16 protein-coding genes are annotated in these 14242 nt (G+C 48.9%); 1 reads left to right on the top strand and 15 read right to left on the bottom strand.

Annotated features, from left to right (window positions below; all coding sequences use genetic code 11):
- Nucleotides 1–48: 48 nt before the first annotated feature.
- The 8 genes from rplA to V3C10_03415 all read right to left on the bottom strand — a co-directional run bounded on the left by rplA (nucleotide 49) and on the right by V3C10_03415 (nucleotide 5776).
- Nucleotides 49–744 (bottom strand): 50S ribosomal protein L1, encoded by a 696-nt coding sequence (gene rplA, locus V3C10_03450; GenBank protein WVP62892.1) that lies wholly within the window; start codon nucleotides 742–744, stop codon nucleotides 49–51.
- A gap of 96 nt (nucleotides 745–840) precedes the next feature.
- Complete coding sequence (gene rplK / locus V3C10_03445) at nucleotides 841–1266, bottom strand: 50S ribosomal protein L11 (GenBank protein ID WVP62891.1); 426 nt, start codon at nucleotides 1264–1266, stop codon at nucleotides 841–843.
- Between the two features lie 82 nt (nucleotides 1267–1348).
- A complete protein-coding gene (gene nusG, locus V3C10_03440; protein ID WVP62890.1) occupies nucleotides 1349–1864 on the bottom strand; it encodes a transcription termination/antitermination protein NusG in 516 nt (171 codons plus the stop codon).
- Between the two features lie 21 nt (nucleotides 1865–1885).
- On the bottom strand, nucleotides 1886–2089 hold the full coding sequence (secE, locus tag V3C10_03435) for a preprotein translocase subunit SecE (GenBank protein ID WVP62889.1): 204 nt from the start codon (nucleotides 2087–2089) through the stop codon (nucleotides 1886–1888).
- Between the two features lie 56 nt (nucleotides 2090–2145).
- Complete coding sequence (rpmG, locus tag V3C10_03430) at nucleotides 2146–2295, bottom strand: 50S ribosomal protein L33 (protein ID WVP62888.1); 150 nt, start codon at nucleotides 2293–2295, stop codon at nucleotides 2146–2148.
- A gap of 1089 nt (nucleotides 2296–3384) precedes the next feature.
- Nucleotides 3385–3513, bottom strand: a complete 129-nt coding sequence (locus V3C10_03425; GenBank protein WVP62887.1) for a hypothetical protein — start codon at nucleotides 3511–3513, stop codon at nucleotides 3385–3387.
- Between the two features lie 48 nt (nucleotides 3514–3561).
- The gene (locus tag V3C10_03420) at nucleotides 3562–4467 is read right to left on the bottom strand and encodes an AEC family transporter (protein WVP62886.1); all 906 of its coding nucleotides are present in this window, start codon (nucleotides 4465–4467) and stop codon (nucleotides 3562–3564) included.
- Nucleotides 4445–5776, bottom strand: a complete 1332-nt coding sequence (locus V3C10_03415; protein ID WVP62885.1) for a Na+/H+ antiporter NhaC family protein — start codon at nucleotides 5774–5776, stop codon at nucleotides 4445–4447. The genes V3C10_03420 and V3C10_03415 overlap by 23 nt, the downstream gene beginning before the upstream one ends.
- A 323-nt stretch (nucleotides 5777–6099) precedes the next feature.
- On the opposite strand from V3C10_03415, the gene V3C10_03410 reads away from it, so the two are divergent.
- Entirely contained in the window at nucleotides 6100–7023 is a 924-nt protein-coding gene (locus V3C10_03410; GenBank protein ID WVP62884.1) for a LysR family transcriptional regulator, read from the top strand.
- Nucleotides 7024–7055: 32 nt separating this feature from the next.
- Here the strand turns inward: V3C10_03410 and V3C10_03405 are convergent, their stop codons facing one another.
- From V3C10_03405 to V3C10_03375, 7 genes are all read right to left on the bottom strand, one after another.
- The gene (locus V3C10_03405) at nucleotides 7056–7460 is read right to left on the bottom strand and encodes a hypothetical protein (protein WVP62883.1); all 405 of its coding nucleotides are present in this window, start codon (nucleotides 7458–7460) and stop codon (nucleotides 7056–7058) included.
- Between the two features lie 27 nt (nucleotides 7461–7487).
- Nucleotides 7488–7949: a hypothetical protein gene (locus V3C10_03400; GenBank protein WVP62882.1), complete on the bottom strand. Its 462-nt coding sequence runs from the start codon at nucleotides 7947–7949 to the stop codon at nucleotides 7488–7490.
- 35 nt (nucleotides 7950–7984) lie between these two features.
- Nucleotides 7985–8476, bottom strand: a complete 492-nt coding sequence (locus V3C10_03395; protein WVP62881.1) for an N-acetyltransferase family protein — start codon at nucleotides 8474–8476, stop codon at nucleotides 7985–7987.
- A gap of 48 nt (nucleotides 8477–8524) precedes the next feature.
- A complete protein-coding gene (locus tag V3C10_03390; protein WVP62880.1) occupies nucleotides 8525–9454 on the bottom strand; it encodes a YcxB family protein in 930 nt (309 codons plus the stop codon).
- A 95-nt stretch (nucleotides 9455–9549) separates the two neighbouring features.
- A complete protein-coding gene (locus V3C10_03385; protein ID WVP62879.1) occupies nucleotides 9550–10278 on the bottom strand; it encodes a ComF family protein in 729 nt (242 codons plus the stop codon).
- On the bottom strand, nucleotides 10275–12650 hold the full coding sequence (locus V3C10_03380; GenBank protein ID WVP62878.1) for an ATP-dependent RecD-like DNA helicase: 2376 nt from the start codon (nucleotides 12648–12650) through the stop codon (nucleotides 10275–10277). Before V3C10_03380 ends, V3C10_03385 begins: the two co-directional genes overlap by 4 nt.
- Nucleotides 12651–12712: 62 nt before the next feature.
- Nucleotides 12713–13720 carry a rod shape-determining protein gene (locus V3C10_03375; protein WVP62877.1) on the bottom strand — a complete coding sequence of 336 codons (1008 nt, stop codon included), beginning with the start codon at nucleotides 13718–13720 and terminating at the stop codon, nucleotides 12713–12715.
- Nucleotides 13721–14242: the final 522 nt, after the last annotated feature.

Here is a 14242-nt window from a genome sequence, read left to right as displayed (position 1 = left end):
GCCTTTGTTCCGGTTTTTCTAAATATAAATATTTCTATCGCCCCTGAATTAGTTCACAAGCTTTGCAACATTTAATTTAACACCAGGACCCATAGTGGATGTCAGTGTTACGCTCTTTAAGTAAGAACCTTTTAATGTAGCAGGTTTTGCCTTCAGGATAGCGTCGATAAGCGTCTGGAAGTTGTCCGCTAATTTGTCTTCTGTGAAAGAAGCTTTTCCTACTGGCACATGGATAATGTTTGTTTTATCAAGTCTGTACTCAATCTTACCAGCTTTGATATCGTTGATAGCTTTTGTTACGTCCATGGTAACCGTACCAGCCTTCGGGTTTGGCATTAAGCCCTTCGGTCCAAGTACACGTCCTAAACGTCCAACAACACCCATCATATCAGGTGTAGCAACAACTACGTCGAAATCTAACCATCCTTCATTCTGGATCTTCGGGATGAGCTCTTCTGCGCCTACGAAATCTGCGCCTGCTGCCTGAGCCTCTTCTGCCTTCGGTCCCTTAGCGAATACAAGGATTCTAACTGTCTTACCAGTTCCATGCGGTAAAACTACGGCACCACGGATCTGCTGATCAGCATGACGTCCGTCACAGCCGGTTCTGATGTGAGCTTCAATTGTTTCATCAAATTTAGCTGCCGCTGCTTTCTTAACGATAGAAATAGCTTCTGCAGCATCATAAAGATTTGTGCGGTCTACTAATTTAGCAGCCTCTACGTATCTTTTTCCTCTTTTCATTATAAATAACCTCCTAGTGGTGTTGTCGGGGATTTCCCTCCCACGTTACAAAAAACATCTCAATTATACTTCACGGGTATGACTAATTACTTCAGCTTATTCAGCAACAGTGATTCCCATACTTCTTGCTGTACCAGCAATCATGCTCATAGCAGCCTCAAGGCTTGCTGCATTTAAGTCTGGCATCTTTAATTCTGCAATTTTCTGAAGTTCTTCTTTAGAGATGGTAGCTACTTTTGTCTTGTTAGGTGCAGCAGAGCCGGATTTAAGCTTGCATGCCTTCTTTAACAAAACTGCAGCCGGCGGAGTCTTTGTAATAAAGCTGAAACTTCTGTCAGCATATACAGTGATAACAACCGGGATAACCAGGTCGCCCTGATCTGCTGTTCTTGCGTTGAATTCTTTTGTGAACTGAACGATATTAACGCCGTGCTGACCAAGAGCTGGTCCAACTGGCGGTGCTGGTGTAGCTTTACCAGCAGGAATCTGTAATTTAATGTATCCTGTTACTTTCTTTGCCATGATTAGGCACCTCCTAAATAAATGTGGTAATTGCGGGGATTTCCCTCCCACGAGCCTCTAAACCGATTAAAGGCCGTACTTGTTACATCTTCTTTACTTCTGTAAAAGACAGTTCCACCGGTGTCTCACGGCCGAACATCTCCACATTGATAGTAAGGGTCTGCTTTCCTTCGTTGATGGACTTGATTACACCAACGGTATCTTTCCAGGCCCCTGCGGTAACAACAACCGTGTCACCTTCTTCAAAGTCGACTACTAATCCGGCTTCCCTGAATCCCAGAGAGTCCATCTCGCCTTCCGTAAGCGGAACCGGCTTGGAACCCGGACCAACAAATCCTGTTACACCACGGGTGTTGCGTACTACATACCATGTGTCATCGTTCATAACCATGTTAATCAGTACATATCCGGGAAACATCTTCTTGGCAACCTGTTTCTGCGCCCCGTTCTTCAGCTCAATGACATCCTGCATAGGCACGGATACCTCTAAGATCTGATCCTGGAGCTTTCTGTTTTCAATTGTCTTTTCGATGTCAACTTTTACTTTGTTTTCATAGCCGGAATAAGTATGCACTACATACCAATTTGCTTCTGACATATTCTCACCTTTGCCCTTAAATTAGATAACGAAGTGCAGTCCTGTTACGATAATCGTATCAAGTGCTGCAATAATCAGTCCCAAAGCAACGGCAACCGCAACTACGGCGCCTGTCTGCTTAATGACAGTATCTTTGTCGGGCCAGACGATTTTCTTGTACTCGGCCTGAAGGCCTTTCCAATAGCTCTTTTTAGGAGCTTTTTTGGTATTTTCTGTTTCACCCATAATTTGTCCTCCAATGTTATCAGGCTGCCGCCTGATCCCAGGTACAATCAGTTACCTTATTTTGTTTCTTTGTGTAACGTATGTGTTTTACAGAATCTGCAATACTTCTTTGTTTCCATTCTGTCAGGATGAGTCTTCTTATCCTTAGTCATGTTGTAATTACGTTGTTTGCATTCTGTACATGCCAGTGTAATTCTTGTGCGCACGACTTCCACCTCCACTTAAATTGTTGATTTGTCACAGCCTTTATTTTACAACGTTTTGCAGGGTTTTGTCCCTGATTTTGAGCATAAAAAAAAGACCTAAGTTCTTCCATTCGCCCGTCTACTATATCATAAATGTGGGGATTCGTCAATATATTTTTAGTTGGGGATAGAGGACCGTTTGTAAGGACGGCTGAATGACTCTTCCCCAAGTGCGGGGCCGCACTTGCCGCAGGCGCGAATTGTTTCCGGGGATGTTTGGCCGGTTACGGTACTGATTGTTTTTGGGATGTTCGTTTTTTGTTTTATTTAAATTGATTATTCACAAAAAAACAGAGCCTTATTCCGATGTTATGACATGATGGTCACTCTATTGGGAATAAAGCTTGTATGGTTGGTTTGTCTCTGTCGTATTTGCTCTGTGCGGGGTTCGGGATGGTGAGGGGGAGGATGTGAGTCTTCAGTCCCGGTTTGTAAGTTGTCGCGAGTGGGGAATCCGGGCAGAAAAAGTTCCTTCGGGAAACGCTTGCGCTCTTTGGAGTACATAACGGACACTAACCTCGTGAAATACCTCGGTAAGTGCCGATGAACTCCCAGGTTCCCTGCGGAATCTTTTTCTCCCGGATTCCCCACAGGAAGGTTATGGCCGGGACTGAAGACGCGAAGGTTGTCGCCATCCCGTACCCCGGCCTGCGGCCGCTGAATTGTTCTTATTCCTTCAAGGGGGGAGGTATTGTCGCTACCACTACATTTTCTCGAATTCCAGGAGAATGCCCCCTGTATGGTATTAAATTGATGAATCTGAGCTTTGAAGCTTTACTTGTCCTTGAATAACCATTGAATTTTTTGATTCATCATCAAATATAGCTTTGGATTTTTCTCTGAATCCAGCCTAAAATACTTTCATAAGGTAAAAGATTCACGACTACATAGTGGCTGCGACAATACCTCCCCCCGCACTCGAAAGAGACGATCAGCCCTGAAGCCGGCGGACGGGGCAACAACCTTCCCTGAGTCTTCAGTCCCATCGATAACCTGTCCGGGGAAGGAAGGAGAAAACTTTCCGAAGGGGACATTGGAGCCCGCCGGTGCTTAGACGGCGTTCTTTGACGTCTTAGCATCCGCTGTGCGCTCCACAAGCGAAAGCGGGTCCCCGTAGGAATTTTTTCTCCTGGATTCCCCCTCACCACAACTTCCCGCCGGGACTGAAGATTCATCCATCCAACCCACTCCCCCGTCTGCCGTCTTACAGCGGCTGATGGACTCTCATCACATCACCCACATGGGAATCGTGACCATCGACAGCAGCGTAGACAGCACCACGCATTTCGTGGCGAATTCCGCATCGCTTCCATACCGTGCCGCAAAGATAGCCGCCGTTGCTCCTGCCGGCATGCCCGTCATGATCACGGCCACGCCGGAAGCCACCGGGTCGAGGCCCAGGGCATGGCTGAGCGCCAGGGCTGCGGCCGGGAGCAGGACGAGGCGGAAGATACTGAAGCCGACCGTGGTCCTGTTAATAATGGTTCTGACGTCCACATCCGCAAGAATTGTTCCGATGATGAACATGGTAATGGCCGAATTGCAGCCGCCGATACTTTTAACCGTAGATGCCAGAACTTCCGGCACATGAATCTGGGTGAACATCAAAAACAGGCCGATGTATACGGCTACCAGGCAGGGGTGGGTCAGTATATTGTGCAGTACTTTCTTTTTGTCCGAGGTGCCCGCTACAAAATAGGAGGTGCCCGCCGACCACATGACCACGCGCATCGGTATCAGAAAGATGGAGGCATACAGCAGACCCAAAGAGCCGTAAACGCCCTCTGCAACCGGGTTCCCGAGAAAGCCGCCGTTTGATACGATTGTACAGTATTGGAGCACCTTTTTCTGCTGTTCTCCAAAGCCGTTAAATAAAAACCGGTTGAGAAAGAGGCAGAAAAACTGCATGACGATTCCCACCACCAGAAGAAGGCCGCAGGCCTTCATGATCGACAGGTCGAATTCCATCAGGCAGGATTTGATGATGTTGCACGGTATGATGATATTGACACAGAGATCCGTCAGACAACGTTTTCCCGGCTCGTCTATGATTCCTTTTCTTTTCAGGACAGCACCGGCCAGAATCATTATGAATAAGCTCCCCTGAAGGTTAAACAGTCTTACGATTTCCATAAACGCTTCCCTCCCGTCTCTTTCTGTTTCGGAAAAGGTTCCATGCCGGAAGCAGGTAAATGTAAAAAGCAAAAAGAATGCATCCGCCCACATTGACGGCCGATATTGCCGCCATAGGCGCTGCGCAGGCAACGGACCAGGGAACCAGCGGCGCTACAATGACCGCCGTATTTTCCAGGTAGAGCGCCATTTTCCTCCTGTCATGGACCATATCTTTGCAGAGCTGATAGGTCAGGATAATTCCCAATGTCTGGTTACATGCCGCCATGGAGGCCACCAGTGAGGTGACCAGTTCTCCTCCGTAAGGTGTAATTTTCTGTCCCAGTCTGCCTATTCTCTGCTTAACTCCCTGCAGAATTCCTGTTTTCTCAAAAATGCCGGAATAGGAGGAGGAAATACAGATAATTGCGCTTACTTTCACCATGGATAATAGGCCGCCCCCGTTCATCATGGCCGCCAATCCCGGCTCCTCAATGCGGTAACCCGTGAACAGGAACGAAAAAAGCTCCGGAAGCGTTACTCCCTGAAGAACTATGCTGATTATACCGGCCATCAATATGCTGATTATCATGGTCTTTTTGACCCTGACCCTGAACAGGGACAGGATGATAACAATTCCGGCGGGTAATGCGGCGAGCCAGTGCAGATTAAAACTCTCCTTCAGCAGTGTGAGAAGGCCGCCGTCGGGTGATGCGCCGCTTCCGTTCATGCCAAGGGTCAGATAGATGGCACACACCGCTATAAATGGGACAACGGAGGTCCGAATCATATTTCTAATATTATCAAAAATGTCCGTTCCGGTCAGTTCGCTGACAAGCAGGGCGCTGGTCGACATCGGGGAACACCGGTCGCCAAAGTAAATTCCCGACAGGACGGCTCCGCCCGCATAAACGGGGTTCACCCCCGCGGCAGCGGCCATTGCCATACTGATTACACCGCTGGTAGCCGCCGTACCAAGCGAGGTTCCCGTAAGGACGGAGACGAAGCAGTTGAGGAGAAAAATGAAAAGAATAAATGCGGAAGGCACAATCAGCCCCGAGGTACAGACAACGAGAAACGGAATCGTCCCCGCGGCACGCCACAGAGCAGTCAGCATACCTATCAGCATAAAAACGATCAGTACATTTCTAACGGTTTTCACTCCATTAAAAGACATCTTCAGGACTTCCGCCAACGAATTATGCTTTATCAGGGCGTATCCGGCGAAAACAAAATATCCGAAAATCAGTGCATACAGAACCGAAACCCCAAATACGGCCGAAAGCAGAAGCGCCGCTGTAAACAGACCAAGTACCATTATCTCCAACATTTTTCTTTCCCCCTTATATCTTATATTATAAAGTATTAAATGTAATTGTCTAACTGTTCTTTTTGATATATAATACAGGAAAAATACTGTATTATAGTTCGAACAATACATTGTCAGAACTTACTATTCAGTACCTTCATAGTTACCGCTTCGCGATGCACAGGAACAGCCCAAAATGCCGTTTCGCGCTGACAAAACTCGGGATTTTCATGCAAAAATGCATGAAAACACCTCGCGGAATACTGCCTTCTGAACAGTTACGTCAGAACTTACTATCCGAACCTGTTTCCCGATTATTATTTAAACTTCCCGGGAGGGATTCTATGAACTTTCTAAGCATGAAATACTTTACCACCGTCGCCAGGGAGCGCAGCTTTACAAAGGCGGCCCAACAGCTTCACATCACGCAGCAGACGCTGAGCGCGCATATTGCCTCCGTTGAACAGGAGCTGGGCTGTGCGCTTCTGATTCGCCATGTGCCTCTGGAACTGACCTATGCCGGCCAGGTCTTTCTCCGCTACGCCGCCGATTTTCAGAAACGGTATTCCGCAATGGAACAGGAATTCAGCGACATCTCCGCCGAAGAGAAAGGCATACTGCGGGTCGGCATCGCCTATACGCGGGGCCGCACAATCATGCCCGATTTGATTGCGGGTTATCAGGAGGTTTATCCCAAAATCGAGGTGCAATTAATTGAAGCCACCAACGATGTGCTGCAGCAGAAACTGCTGAACGGCGAGTTTGATCTGGCAATCGCTAATTTCCCCGATAAGATCCCGGGTGTGGAGCTGAAGGACTTTTATGAGGAGGAACTGGTTCTCCTGGTTTCTTCCCGGCTTTTAACCCGTCTCTACGGGGAACAGGCCGCCACTGTGCTGCGTGAAACAGAAAAGCTCGGCAGCCTTTCTCCCCTTGCCCAGTGTCCGTTCCTTCTGAACCGGCAGGAGGATATCTTCGGCCGGATTGGACAGCAGCTAATCACGGCTTCCGGATTTTTCCCTCAGGTCAGGGCCCAGTCTGACAACCTCGCAACTCTTCTTTCTCTCTGTGTCAGAGGGGTGGGAGCCTGCTTCTGTTCCGACCGGATGATCCGTTCTCTCCTCACGGAGAAGGAACTGGCCGCCCTCCACATTGTGCACTTTGGCGACATAGCCAGGTATCCGATTAAATTCGGCTGGCTGAAACAACCTTACTGCTGGAGCATGACATCTAATTTCATAAAAATAGCTTCCGGGCTGATCCATTGAGCCCGGAAGCTTTCTCTTCCATCATCGGGAAACTAATTCCCCTCCGCATTTTCTTTCCTGATTTTAAACACTGAAAATAAATATAATCCCGACATCGCCACTGCAATCAGGGAAGCAGGGGCGCTCTGTGCGCTCGTGAGCAGCGTATTGATTAATCCCGCCGCGTCCAGGGCTACCATAATAATACCCAGAATAAAGATGGCTTTTGTCCCGGAACCAGGTCTGCAGCTCCGAAGTCCCATAATTGCCGCAATTCCGCGGAAAACCGATTCCACTATCGCAACCATGGCAAGCATTATCGTGGCTCCAATCAGGGATTCATACTCCGTCCCGCTCAGCGCGCTGCTGCCGGCCGCCAGAATCACGCCCGATATTACGGTGAGAATCGCCTGTGCCAGAATTACAATCGATGAAAACTTTAATATTGTACGGCTCACCTTAAGTTGTCCTCCAATGTCTGTCTTTTAATCAAAAAAATCGTCCCCCGGATGTTCTGCAACTCCCTCTTCGTCAATATAAATCCCGTCCACCCGCTTATCCTTCACCATGGCCCCCAGTTTATCTACATAATAGAGATCGCCGATCCAGCTGCTTCTTGCCAGTGAACCGTCTTTGTTAAAATAGTACCATTCTCCCATGAATTCGACCCACTCATCCGATACCATGGCGCCCGAGCTGTGGAAATAATACTGTACCCCGTCAATGATCATCGGCGTGTCGGCCATGTAGCCGGTATCTTTGAAATAATACCATTTACCGTCCATCTCTTTCCAGACGGAAACGGGATAGCTGCCGTCTTCTTCCTGGTACCACCAGCCAAACTTATCCTGTACCCAGTCGGCATGCACAGGAGCAGGGGGATTCAGTGCAATAAAAACGATCGTCAGAACCGGAAGCAGAATTCTCCTCACTGCTCTTCCCTTCATAAATTGGCCTTCACCTCCACGGATCCAAGCTTTACTCAGATTATCAACTGATAAAACAATGTGTCAAGCCAGCGGTCGAACTTCCATCCGACTTCTTTTGTAACTCCACAGTATTCAAAACCGAATTTCTCGTGCAGACGGATACTGGCGGTATTGTCCGATGTAATAACCGAGATGATTGCATGCGTTCTGCCCTTCTCCCTGGCTATCCGCAGCAGCTCCGTCATCAGCGCCTCCCCGACCTTTCTGCCTTTGTATTCATGGGCCACATAAATCGAAAGTTCCATCGTGGGGGCATAGGCATCATTGTCGCGGTACGCGGACAGGCTGGCATACCCCGCAACCGCGCCGTCCTCCTCCGCCACAATCAGAGGAAACTCATCCCTGTTATGCTGCTCAAACCAGGACCTTCTCTCTTCAACGGTTCTGGGCCTGATTGTGAAAGATGCCGTGCCGTTCAGCACCTCATAATTAAAAATCTCAACCATTCCCTGTAAATCACGTTCTTCTGCCCACCGGATTTTCATTCTGCTCATCCTCCTGCACCGTCATGTTTCTGTCTCAAACTTCCTGTCCTATACTTCTCTGCCGTCAGCCTCTGCCGCGGAAACCACTTCCTGTTCCGGCGCGTCTTCCGTCGCAGCTTCGGCTGCTGCCACAACGGCTTCAGACGCCGTCTCCGTCACTTCCTCCGCTACAGCCTCATCATCGGATGCCATATGCGCAGATTCTTCCGTTCTTACGGAATCACCATCCTCATTCTCGGCCTCTGCCGCCATAGCCGCTATAATATGGGCCATCTTTCCGATCTTTCCCATATTGCTGGTGTCAACCGGCTCGATCTCCTCCACCTCTTCGTCGGAACCGGATGCGCTGCCGCCTTCATAGGACGCATCCGCACCGTTGTCTCCGGCTTTCTGTGTTTCTTTCGGAATCTCCTCTTTCTTCTCATACTTTTCAGGATTTTCCTTGGCGTCGGCTATCTTTTCTTCCATAAATGCCTTGAACTCGTCCATCTCTTCCTGACTGCTGAACGCGGATTTGGCGATGAACTGCCATGTCTTGTCATTGGCCTCCAGAAGAAACAGTCTCTCAATTTCGAGTATTCCAAAAAGCTCGCTGTAACGATATTCCTTTGTCACGTTCTCGGACGGCACTTCCATAACGAGTCCCAGATCGTTCAGTGTTAAATGGACAACCGGGAAATTGTTATTCTTCTCCAGTCTCTTCAGTCCGCTCTTCTTCCAGATCATGCGCTCCTGATTCTGATGGGAGGTGGTGTAAAACATCGCCGCTCCTACTAAAAGCGCCATACCGATGGACGGAATGAGCGCCGCCATGTTGCCTTTGGCCGAATTGAGGCTTCCGCCTACATAAATTACAACAAAGCCAACATAAATGACCAGTGAAAAAATCTTCATCTTTTTTGATTCATTGCGGAGCACGTTCCAGTGTATCCAGTTTTTATAATCGTCTTTTACCAGTTGATACTCTAATTCACGCATCTTTATAAACTCCTTTTCATTCCATTATTGTTCGCATACATCAATGCCTTCTCCGAAAAACACTCTGTTTTCCTGTCCTATTATCATATCCTACTTTACTGCCCCTGTCCAATACAAACAGCAAAAAAATATACGTTTTTTACTCCGGCTGCCCTCAGTACGCGCGTACATGCCTCTATCGTGCTCCCGGTCGTATAGATGTCGTCGATGAGAATAACGCTTGTGATTCCGTCCGGAACCGGCCCGGCCGAAAACGCCTGTTCCAGGTTTTTAAGCCGCCCGGCAGGCCCCAGTTTCTTCTGCGGTTCGGTATTTTTATTGCGTTTCAGGATGTCCGGGTAGACCGGTATCCCCATCTTCTCCTCCAGTTTACGGGCCAGAACGAGGGCCTGGTTAAAGCCCCTGCTCCGGTACCTGGACGGATGGATCGGAACCGGTATCAGGCAGTCCGCCTCTATGTCCGACAGCCTCGTCCCGCAGCGTCTTACGGCTTCCTCCGCGTAATAATCCAGATATTCTCTTCTGTTTTTATACTTGACCGCGGCCATGGAACGGCCGGAGAGTTCATTGTAGTTCAACAGTGCCAGCCCATACTCAAAGCTGCGCCGGTGGCGGCTGCAGTCAAAACAGTATTCGATGGTCTCACTCATCACTTCCTTGCCGCATTTTTTACACACAGGGGATTTTACAAAAGAAAGTTTGTCCCGGCAGGAGGGGCAGATTCGATTCCCCACGGGCGCTGCGATATCCCCACAGACAGGGCATCGCCTTGGAAAGAGGGCGTCCAGAAAAACGGACGCCGCCCTTTTGTATCTTATTTTCAAATCATCAGCTCCTCAATGCGGGCCTTCAGGCCCGAATAACGCTTCTGTTCCATTGCATTGTCCACCATCTGCTGGAACACCTCCGGTATTCCCACCAGGCAGACGCAGGAACGCGCCCTGGTTACAGCCGTGTAAATCAGGTTTCTGGTCATCAGCATCCTGGGGCCGCTGTAAACAGGAATCACAACAGCCGGATACTCACTTCCCTGGGATTTGTGGATTGTGATGGCGTATGCCAGCTCCAGCTCCTCAAGCTGTCTGAAGCTGTAATCCACCAGCTTTCCCTCGTCAAACTCTACGGTGAGAAGTTCGGCAAAAGTATTGATTTCACGGATAATTCCCGTATCGCCGTTGAACACGCCGGTTCCCTTGTCAATGGGAATCCCGTATTTGTTACAGAGTTTCCACTCCAACTGATAGTTGTTTTTGATCTGCATTACCTTGTCACCGAGACGGAACAGGGTACCGGCCGCTTCCTTCTCCGGCTTGTCGGACGACGCGGGGTTTAAGAAGTCCTGAAGAATCGTGTTCAGGCGGTCTACTCCCAGCGCTCCCTTGCGCATCGGCGTCATAATCTGGATATCAAAGACGTTCGCCCCCACGTAGGCAGGCAGTTTTTCCTTCACCAGCGTAATCATTGCATTGATAATCGCATTGGGTTCATCCCGTTTAATAAACAGGAAATCCCTGCTTCTCTTCGCCAGATCCACTCTCTGGCCGTCGTTAATTCTGTGGGCATTGACGATGATGTCACTCTGCGCCGCCTGACGGAAAATCCTCGTCAGCTTCACTACGTGGAAACGCTGTGAATCAATCATATCCCTCAGCACATTGCCGGGTCCCACGCTTGGAAGCTGGTCCACATCGCCTACCAGGATTAATCTCGTTCCCACATTGACCGCCTTTAAAAGGGCGTGCATCAGATGGATATCCACCATGGACATCTCATCGATGATGATTACATCGGCATCCAGGGGATTCTCCTCATTCCGTTCAAAATGCATCCCGGAATTCTGGCTCTTCTCATTCGGCTCCGGCATTCCACTCAGTTCCAGAAGGCGATGGATTGTCCTGGCCTCGTAGCCGGTGGCCTCCGTCATCCTCTTGGCCGCCCTTCCCGTGGGTGCCGCCAGCAGAATGTCCATCTCCCCCATCTCAAAATAACGTATGATTGTATTGATGGTCGTCGTCTTACCCGTACCGGGTCCTCCGGTCACAATGAGAAGACCGCAGTTGACCGCTTCGATGACCGCCTGAATCTGCAGTTCATCCAGCTCTATCTTCTCCTGCTCCTGAATCCTTGCAAGGCTTTTACGTATCTTTTCCTCCGGCTCCGAACCCGTGATATTCAAATCGTGGAGCATCCTGGCAGTATTGAGTTCCGTATAATAGTACTGGGCCGCGTAAACTCCCCTTCGGACTTCCTGAGCCTCCTCAGGAAGCTCCCGGGCTTCTCCGTAAATATCCCGTACCTCTTCCGGAAACTTTCCAAAATCTTCTTCCGGCCTGCGTTCCATTCCCATCCGTGTCTGATGGACGGCAGATGACGGCCGTCCGGCGCTTTCCACATTCTTTACGACAAGGCGCTTATCCATCTGCATATCCATCAGATGTTTCCCTATCGCTTCGGGATCCACTTTCAGAAGCTCGGCAGCCTGAGCCTTAAGTTCTTCCTCCGGCAGATATGTATGGCCGTTGGCCGAGGCCTGCAGGAGTGTATACAGGATTCCGCTCTTAATACGAAAGTCAGAATCCGTGAAGATTCCGACTTTGGATGCAATTTCGTCGGCCATCTTAAAACCGACTCCCGGAATATCGTCCGCCAGCTTATACGGATTATTCTTAATCACATTGTACATGGCCGGACCGTATTCCTGATAGATTTTAACCGAGAGATTCATGGAAATGCCGTAGTTCTGTAAAAACATCATGGCCTGCCGCATATCCTTCTTCTCACTGATCTGTTCCGCGATGGCCATCGCCATCTTTTCGCTGATGCCTTTGATCTCGGACAGCCGTTCCGGTTCCTCCTCCATAATGCGGAAGGTATCGGCCTTGAACTTTTTTACTATCCTTGAAGCCAAAGCAGCCCCGATGCCTTTCACGGCACCGGAGCCTAAATATCGTTCCATGGAAACAGTGTCCTCCGGCGCTTTAAGCTCATAGCTCTCCACCGCCAGCTGTTCCCCGTAAATCGGATGTTCCGTCATACGGCCCGTCGCCTCCACCAGTTCTCCTTCCGAAATATAGGAGAAATTGCCGACCAGGATGTACTCTTCCCCATCCTCGCTCCCGGTGACGCTCATAACCGTATATCCGTTATCCTCATTACGGTATTTGATTTTCTCAACATATCCTTTTACTGCTGCCATAAATTTATTCCCGTACCATTCACGGAACCGCCGCGCTGCCGGGGACGTGAACCGCAAGATTATTAGTCGTAATTCTTAGGTGTAAGTTCTCCGTGGGCAAATTCGATAAATTTGCCGGTACCGATAGCCACTGCCGTCAGAGGATCCTCGGCGATCATCGTAGTGATACCCGTCTTCTCTTCAATCAGTGCGTCGAGTCCGCTTAAAAGGGAACCGCCTCCGGTCAGTACGATACCGCGGTCAAAGATATCGGCCGCCAGCTCCGGTGGTGTCCTCTCCAGCACGTTGTGAACGGCATCCACAATCTGCAGGGCCGGTTCGCGCAGGGCCTCCAGCGTCTCGTCCGATGTAACCACAATCGTCTTCGGAAGACCAGTTACCAGGTTACGTCCGCGGACTTCCATCGTGATTACTTCCGGCCTTCTGTAGGCTGCCCCTATATTAATCTTGATCTCCTCGGCCGTTCTCTCACCGATCAGAAGATTATGTTTTTTACGCATGTAGCGTACCAGAGCTTCATCGAAATCGTCTCCGGCCACTTTGATAGATGTACTTACTACCGTACCGCCCAGGGAAATTACCGCGATATCGGCCGTACCTCCTCCGATATCTACGATCATATTACCGCAGGCCTTGGCGATATCAATGCCTGCGCCGATAGCTGCGGCAACCGGCTCCTCGATAATGGAAACCTCTCTTGCCCCTGCCTGCAGTGTGGCGTCCTCAACGGCCTTTCTCTCCACCTCTGTGGCGCCGCTGGGGATGCAGACGCTGATTCTCGGTTTTCTGAGCGTCTTCTTGCCAACTGCTTTATTAATGAAATATTTGAGCATCTTCTCTGTTACTGTATAATCAGAAATAACACCTTGGCGCAGCGGACGTACCGCAACGATATTACCCGGGGTTCTTCCGATCATCAGGCGTGCTTCCTCTCCAATGGCCATAATCTTGTTTGTATCACGGTCAATGGCTACTACTGACGGTTCTTTTAAGACAACGCCTTTCCCTTTAATATATACAAGGATACTGGCCGTGCCAAGATCGATACCAATGTCATTGGACATCATCATACTTGTTTTTCCTCCTGCTTTGTATTCTATCCTCTTTTTATCGTTCATGAAACTAAAATAGCGCCATATATCATTCAGGCAGACTATACCGATTACTATTATATACAATTTCCTTCTGTTTTCAAAGGGTTTTTTATTTTTTTATTATGTTTATGGTTTTTTTATGGGTGGTACATACTTTGGTCACAAATCTCTTCTATAATACAAATATGTTATCCGAAAGGATGACAGGCCTTTGTTTCAAGTATTGCTTGAAATAATAAAGCTTTTTCATACTCATACCGGTTAAGGCGCAAGCCTTAACCGGCCCCCCTAAATAATATTACTACTCCAGCTGACCGGGGCGGTTTTTTTGTTGTATATACGCCTAATTTCCCTTGTAGTTTAAATCAGCGAAAGTTTCTGCGCTGAATCGTTTACCTACGTTTATAGGCGTACCCAGACATAAATGTGTGTCAGATTTTGTGTCAAAAAATAAAAGCTTTACATCAACAATCATCATAAGAGACATCCAGGGTATCG

Source organism: [Clostridium] symbiosum (assembly GCA_036419695.1).
In the GTDB taxonomy this organism is placed as follows: Bacteria; Bacillota; Clostridia; order Lachnospirales; family Lachnospiraceae; genus Otoolea; species Otoolea symbiosa_A.
Note: the sequence above shows the minus strand (reverse complement) of the source record. Positions and strands in the feature narration are given on the sequence as shown.

Excerpts from the sequence above, each read along its gene's own strand:
- V3C10_03400 (WVP62882.1), bottom strand. The coding sequence starts at position 7,949 with ATGAAGGGAAGAGCAGTGAGGAGAATTCTGCTTCCGGTTCTGACGATC.
- rplK (WVP62891.1), bottom strand. The coding sequence starts at position 1,266 with ATGGCAAAGAAAGTAACAGGATACATTAAATTACAGATTCCTGCTGGT.
- V3C10_03395 (WVP62881.1), bottom strand. The coding sequence starts at position 8,476 with ATGAAAATCCGGTGGGCAGAAGAACGTGATTTACAGGGAATGGTTGAG.
- V3C10_03375 (WVP62877.1), bottom strand. The coding sequence starts at position 13,720 with ATGATGATGTCCAATGACATTGGTATCGATCTTGGCACGGCCAGTATC.
- nusG (WVP62890.1), bottom strand. The coding sequence starts at position 1,864 with ATGTCAGAAGCAAATTGGTATGTAGTGCATACTTATTCCGGCTATGAA.
- V3C10_03410 (WVP62884.1), top strand. The coding sequence starts at position 6,100 with ATGAACTTTCTAAGCATGAAATACTTTACCACCGTCGCCAGGGAGCGC.
- V3C10_03420 (WVP62886.1), bottom strand. The coding sequence starts at position 4,467 with ATGGAAATCGTAAGACTGTTTAACCTTCAGGGGAGCTTATTCATAATG.
- V3C10_03380 (WVP62878.1), bottom strand. The coding sequence starts at position 12,650 with ATGGCAGCAGTAAAAGGATATGTTGAGAAAATCAAATACCGTAATGAG.
- V3C10_03425 (WVP62887.1), bottom strand. The coding sequence starts at position 3,513 with ATGGATGAATCTTCAGTCCCGGCGGGAAGTTGTGGTGAGGGGGAATCC.
- V3C10_03390 (WVP62880.1), bottom strand. The coding sequence starts at position 9,454 with ATGCGTGAATTAGAGTATCAACTGGTAAAAGACGATTATAAAAACTGG.
- rplA (WVP62892.1), bottom strand. The coding sequence starts at position 744 with ATGAAAAGAGGAAAAAGATACGTAGAGGCTGCTAAATTAGTAGACCGC.
- V3C10_03415 (WVP62885.1), bottom strand. The coding sequence starts at position 5,776 with ATGTTGGAGATAATGGTACTTGGTCTGTTTACAGCGGCGCTTCTGCTT.
- secE (WVP62889.1), bottom strand. The coding sequence starts at position 2,089 with ATGGGTGAAACAGAAAATACCAAAAAAGCTCCTAAAAAGAGCTATTGG.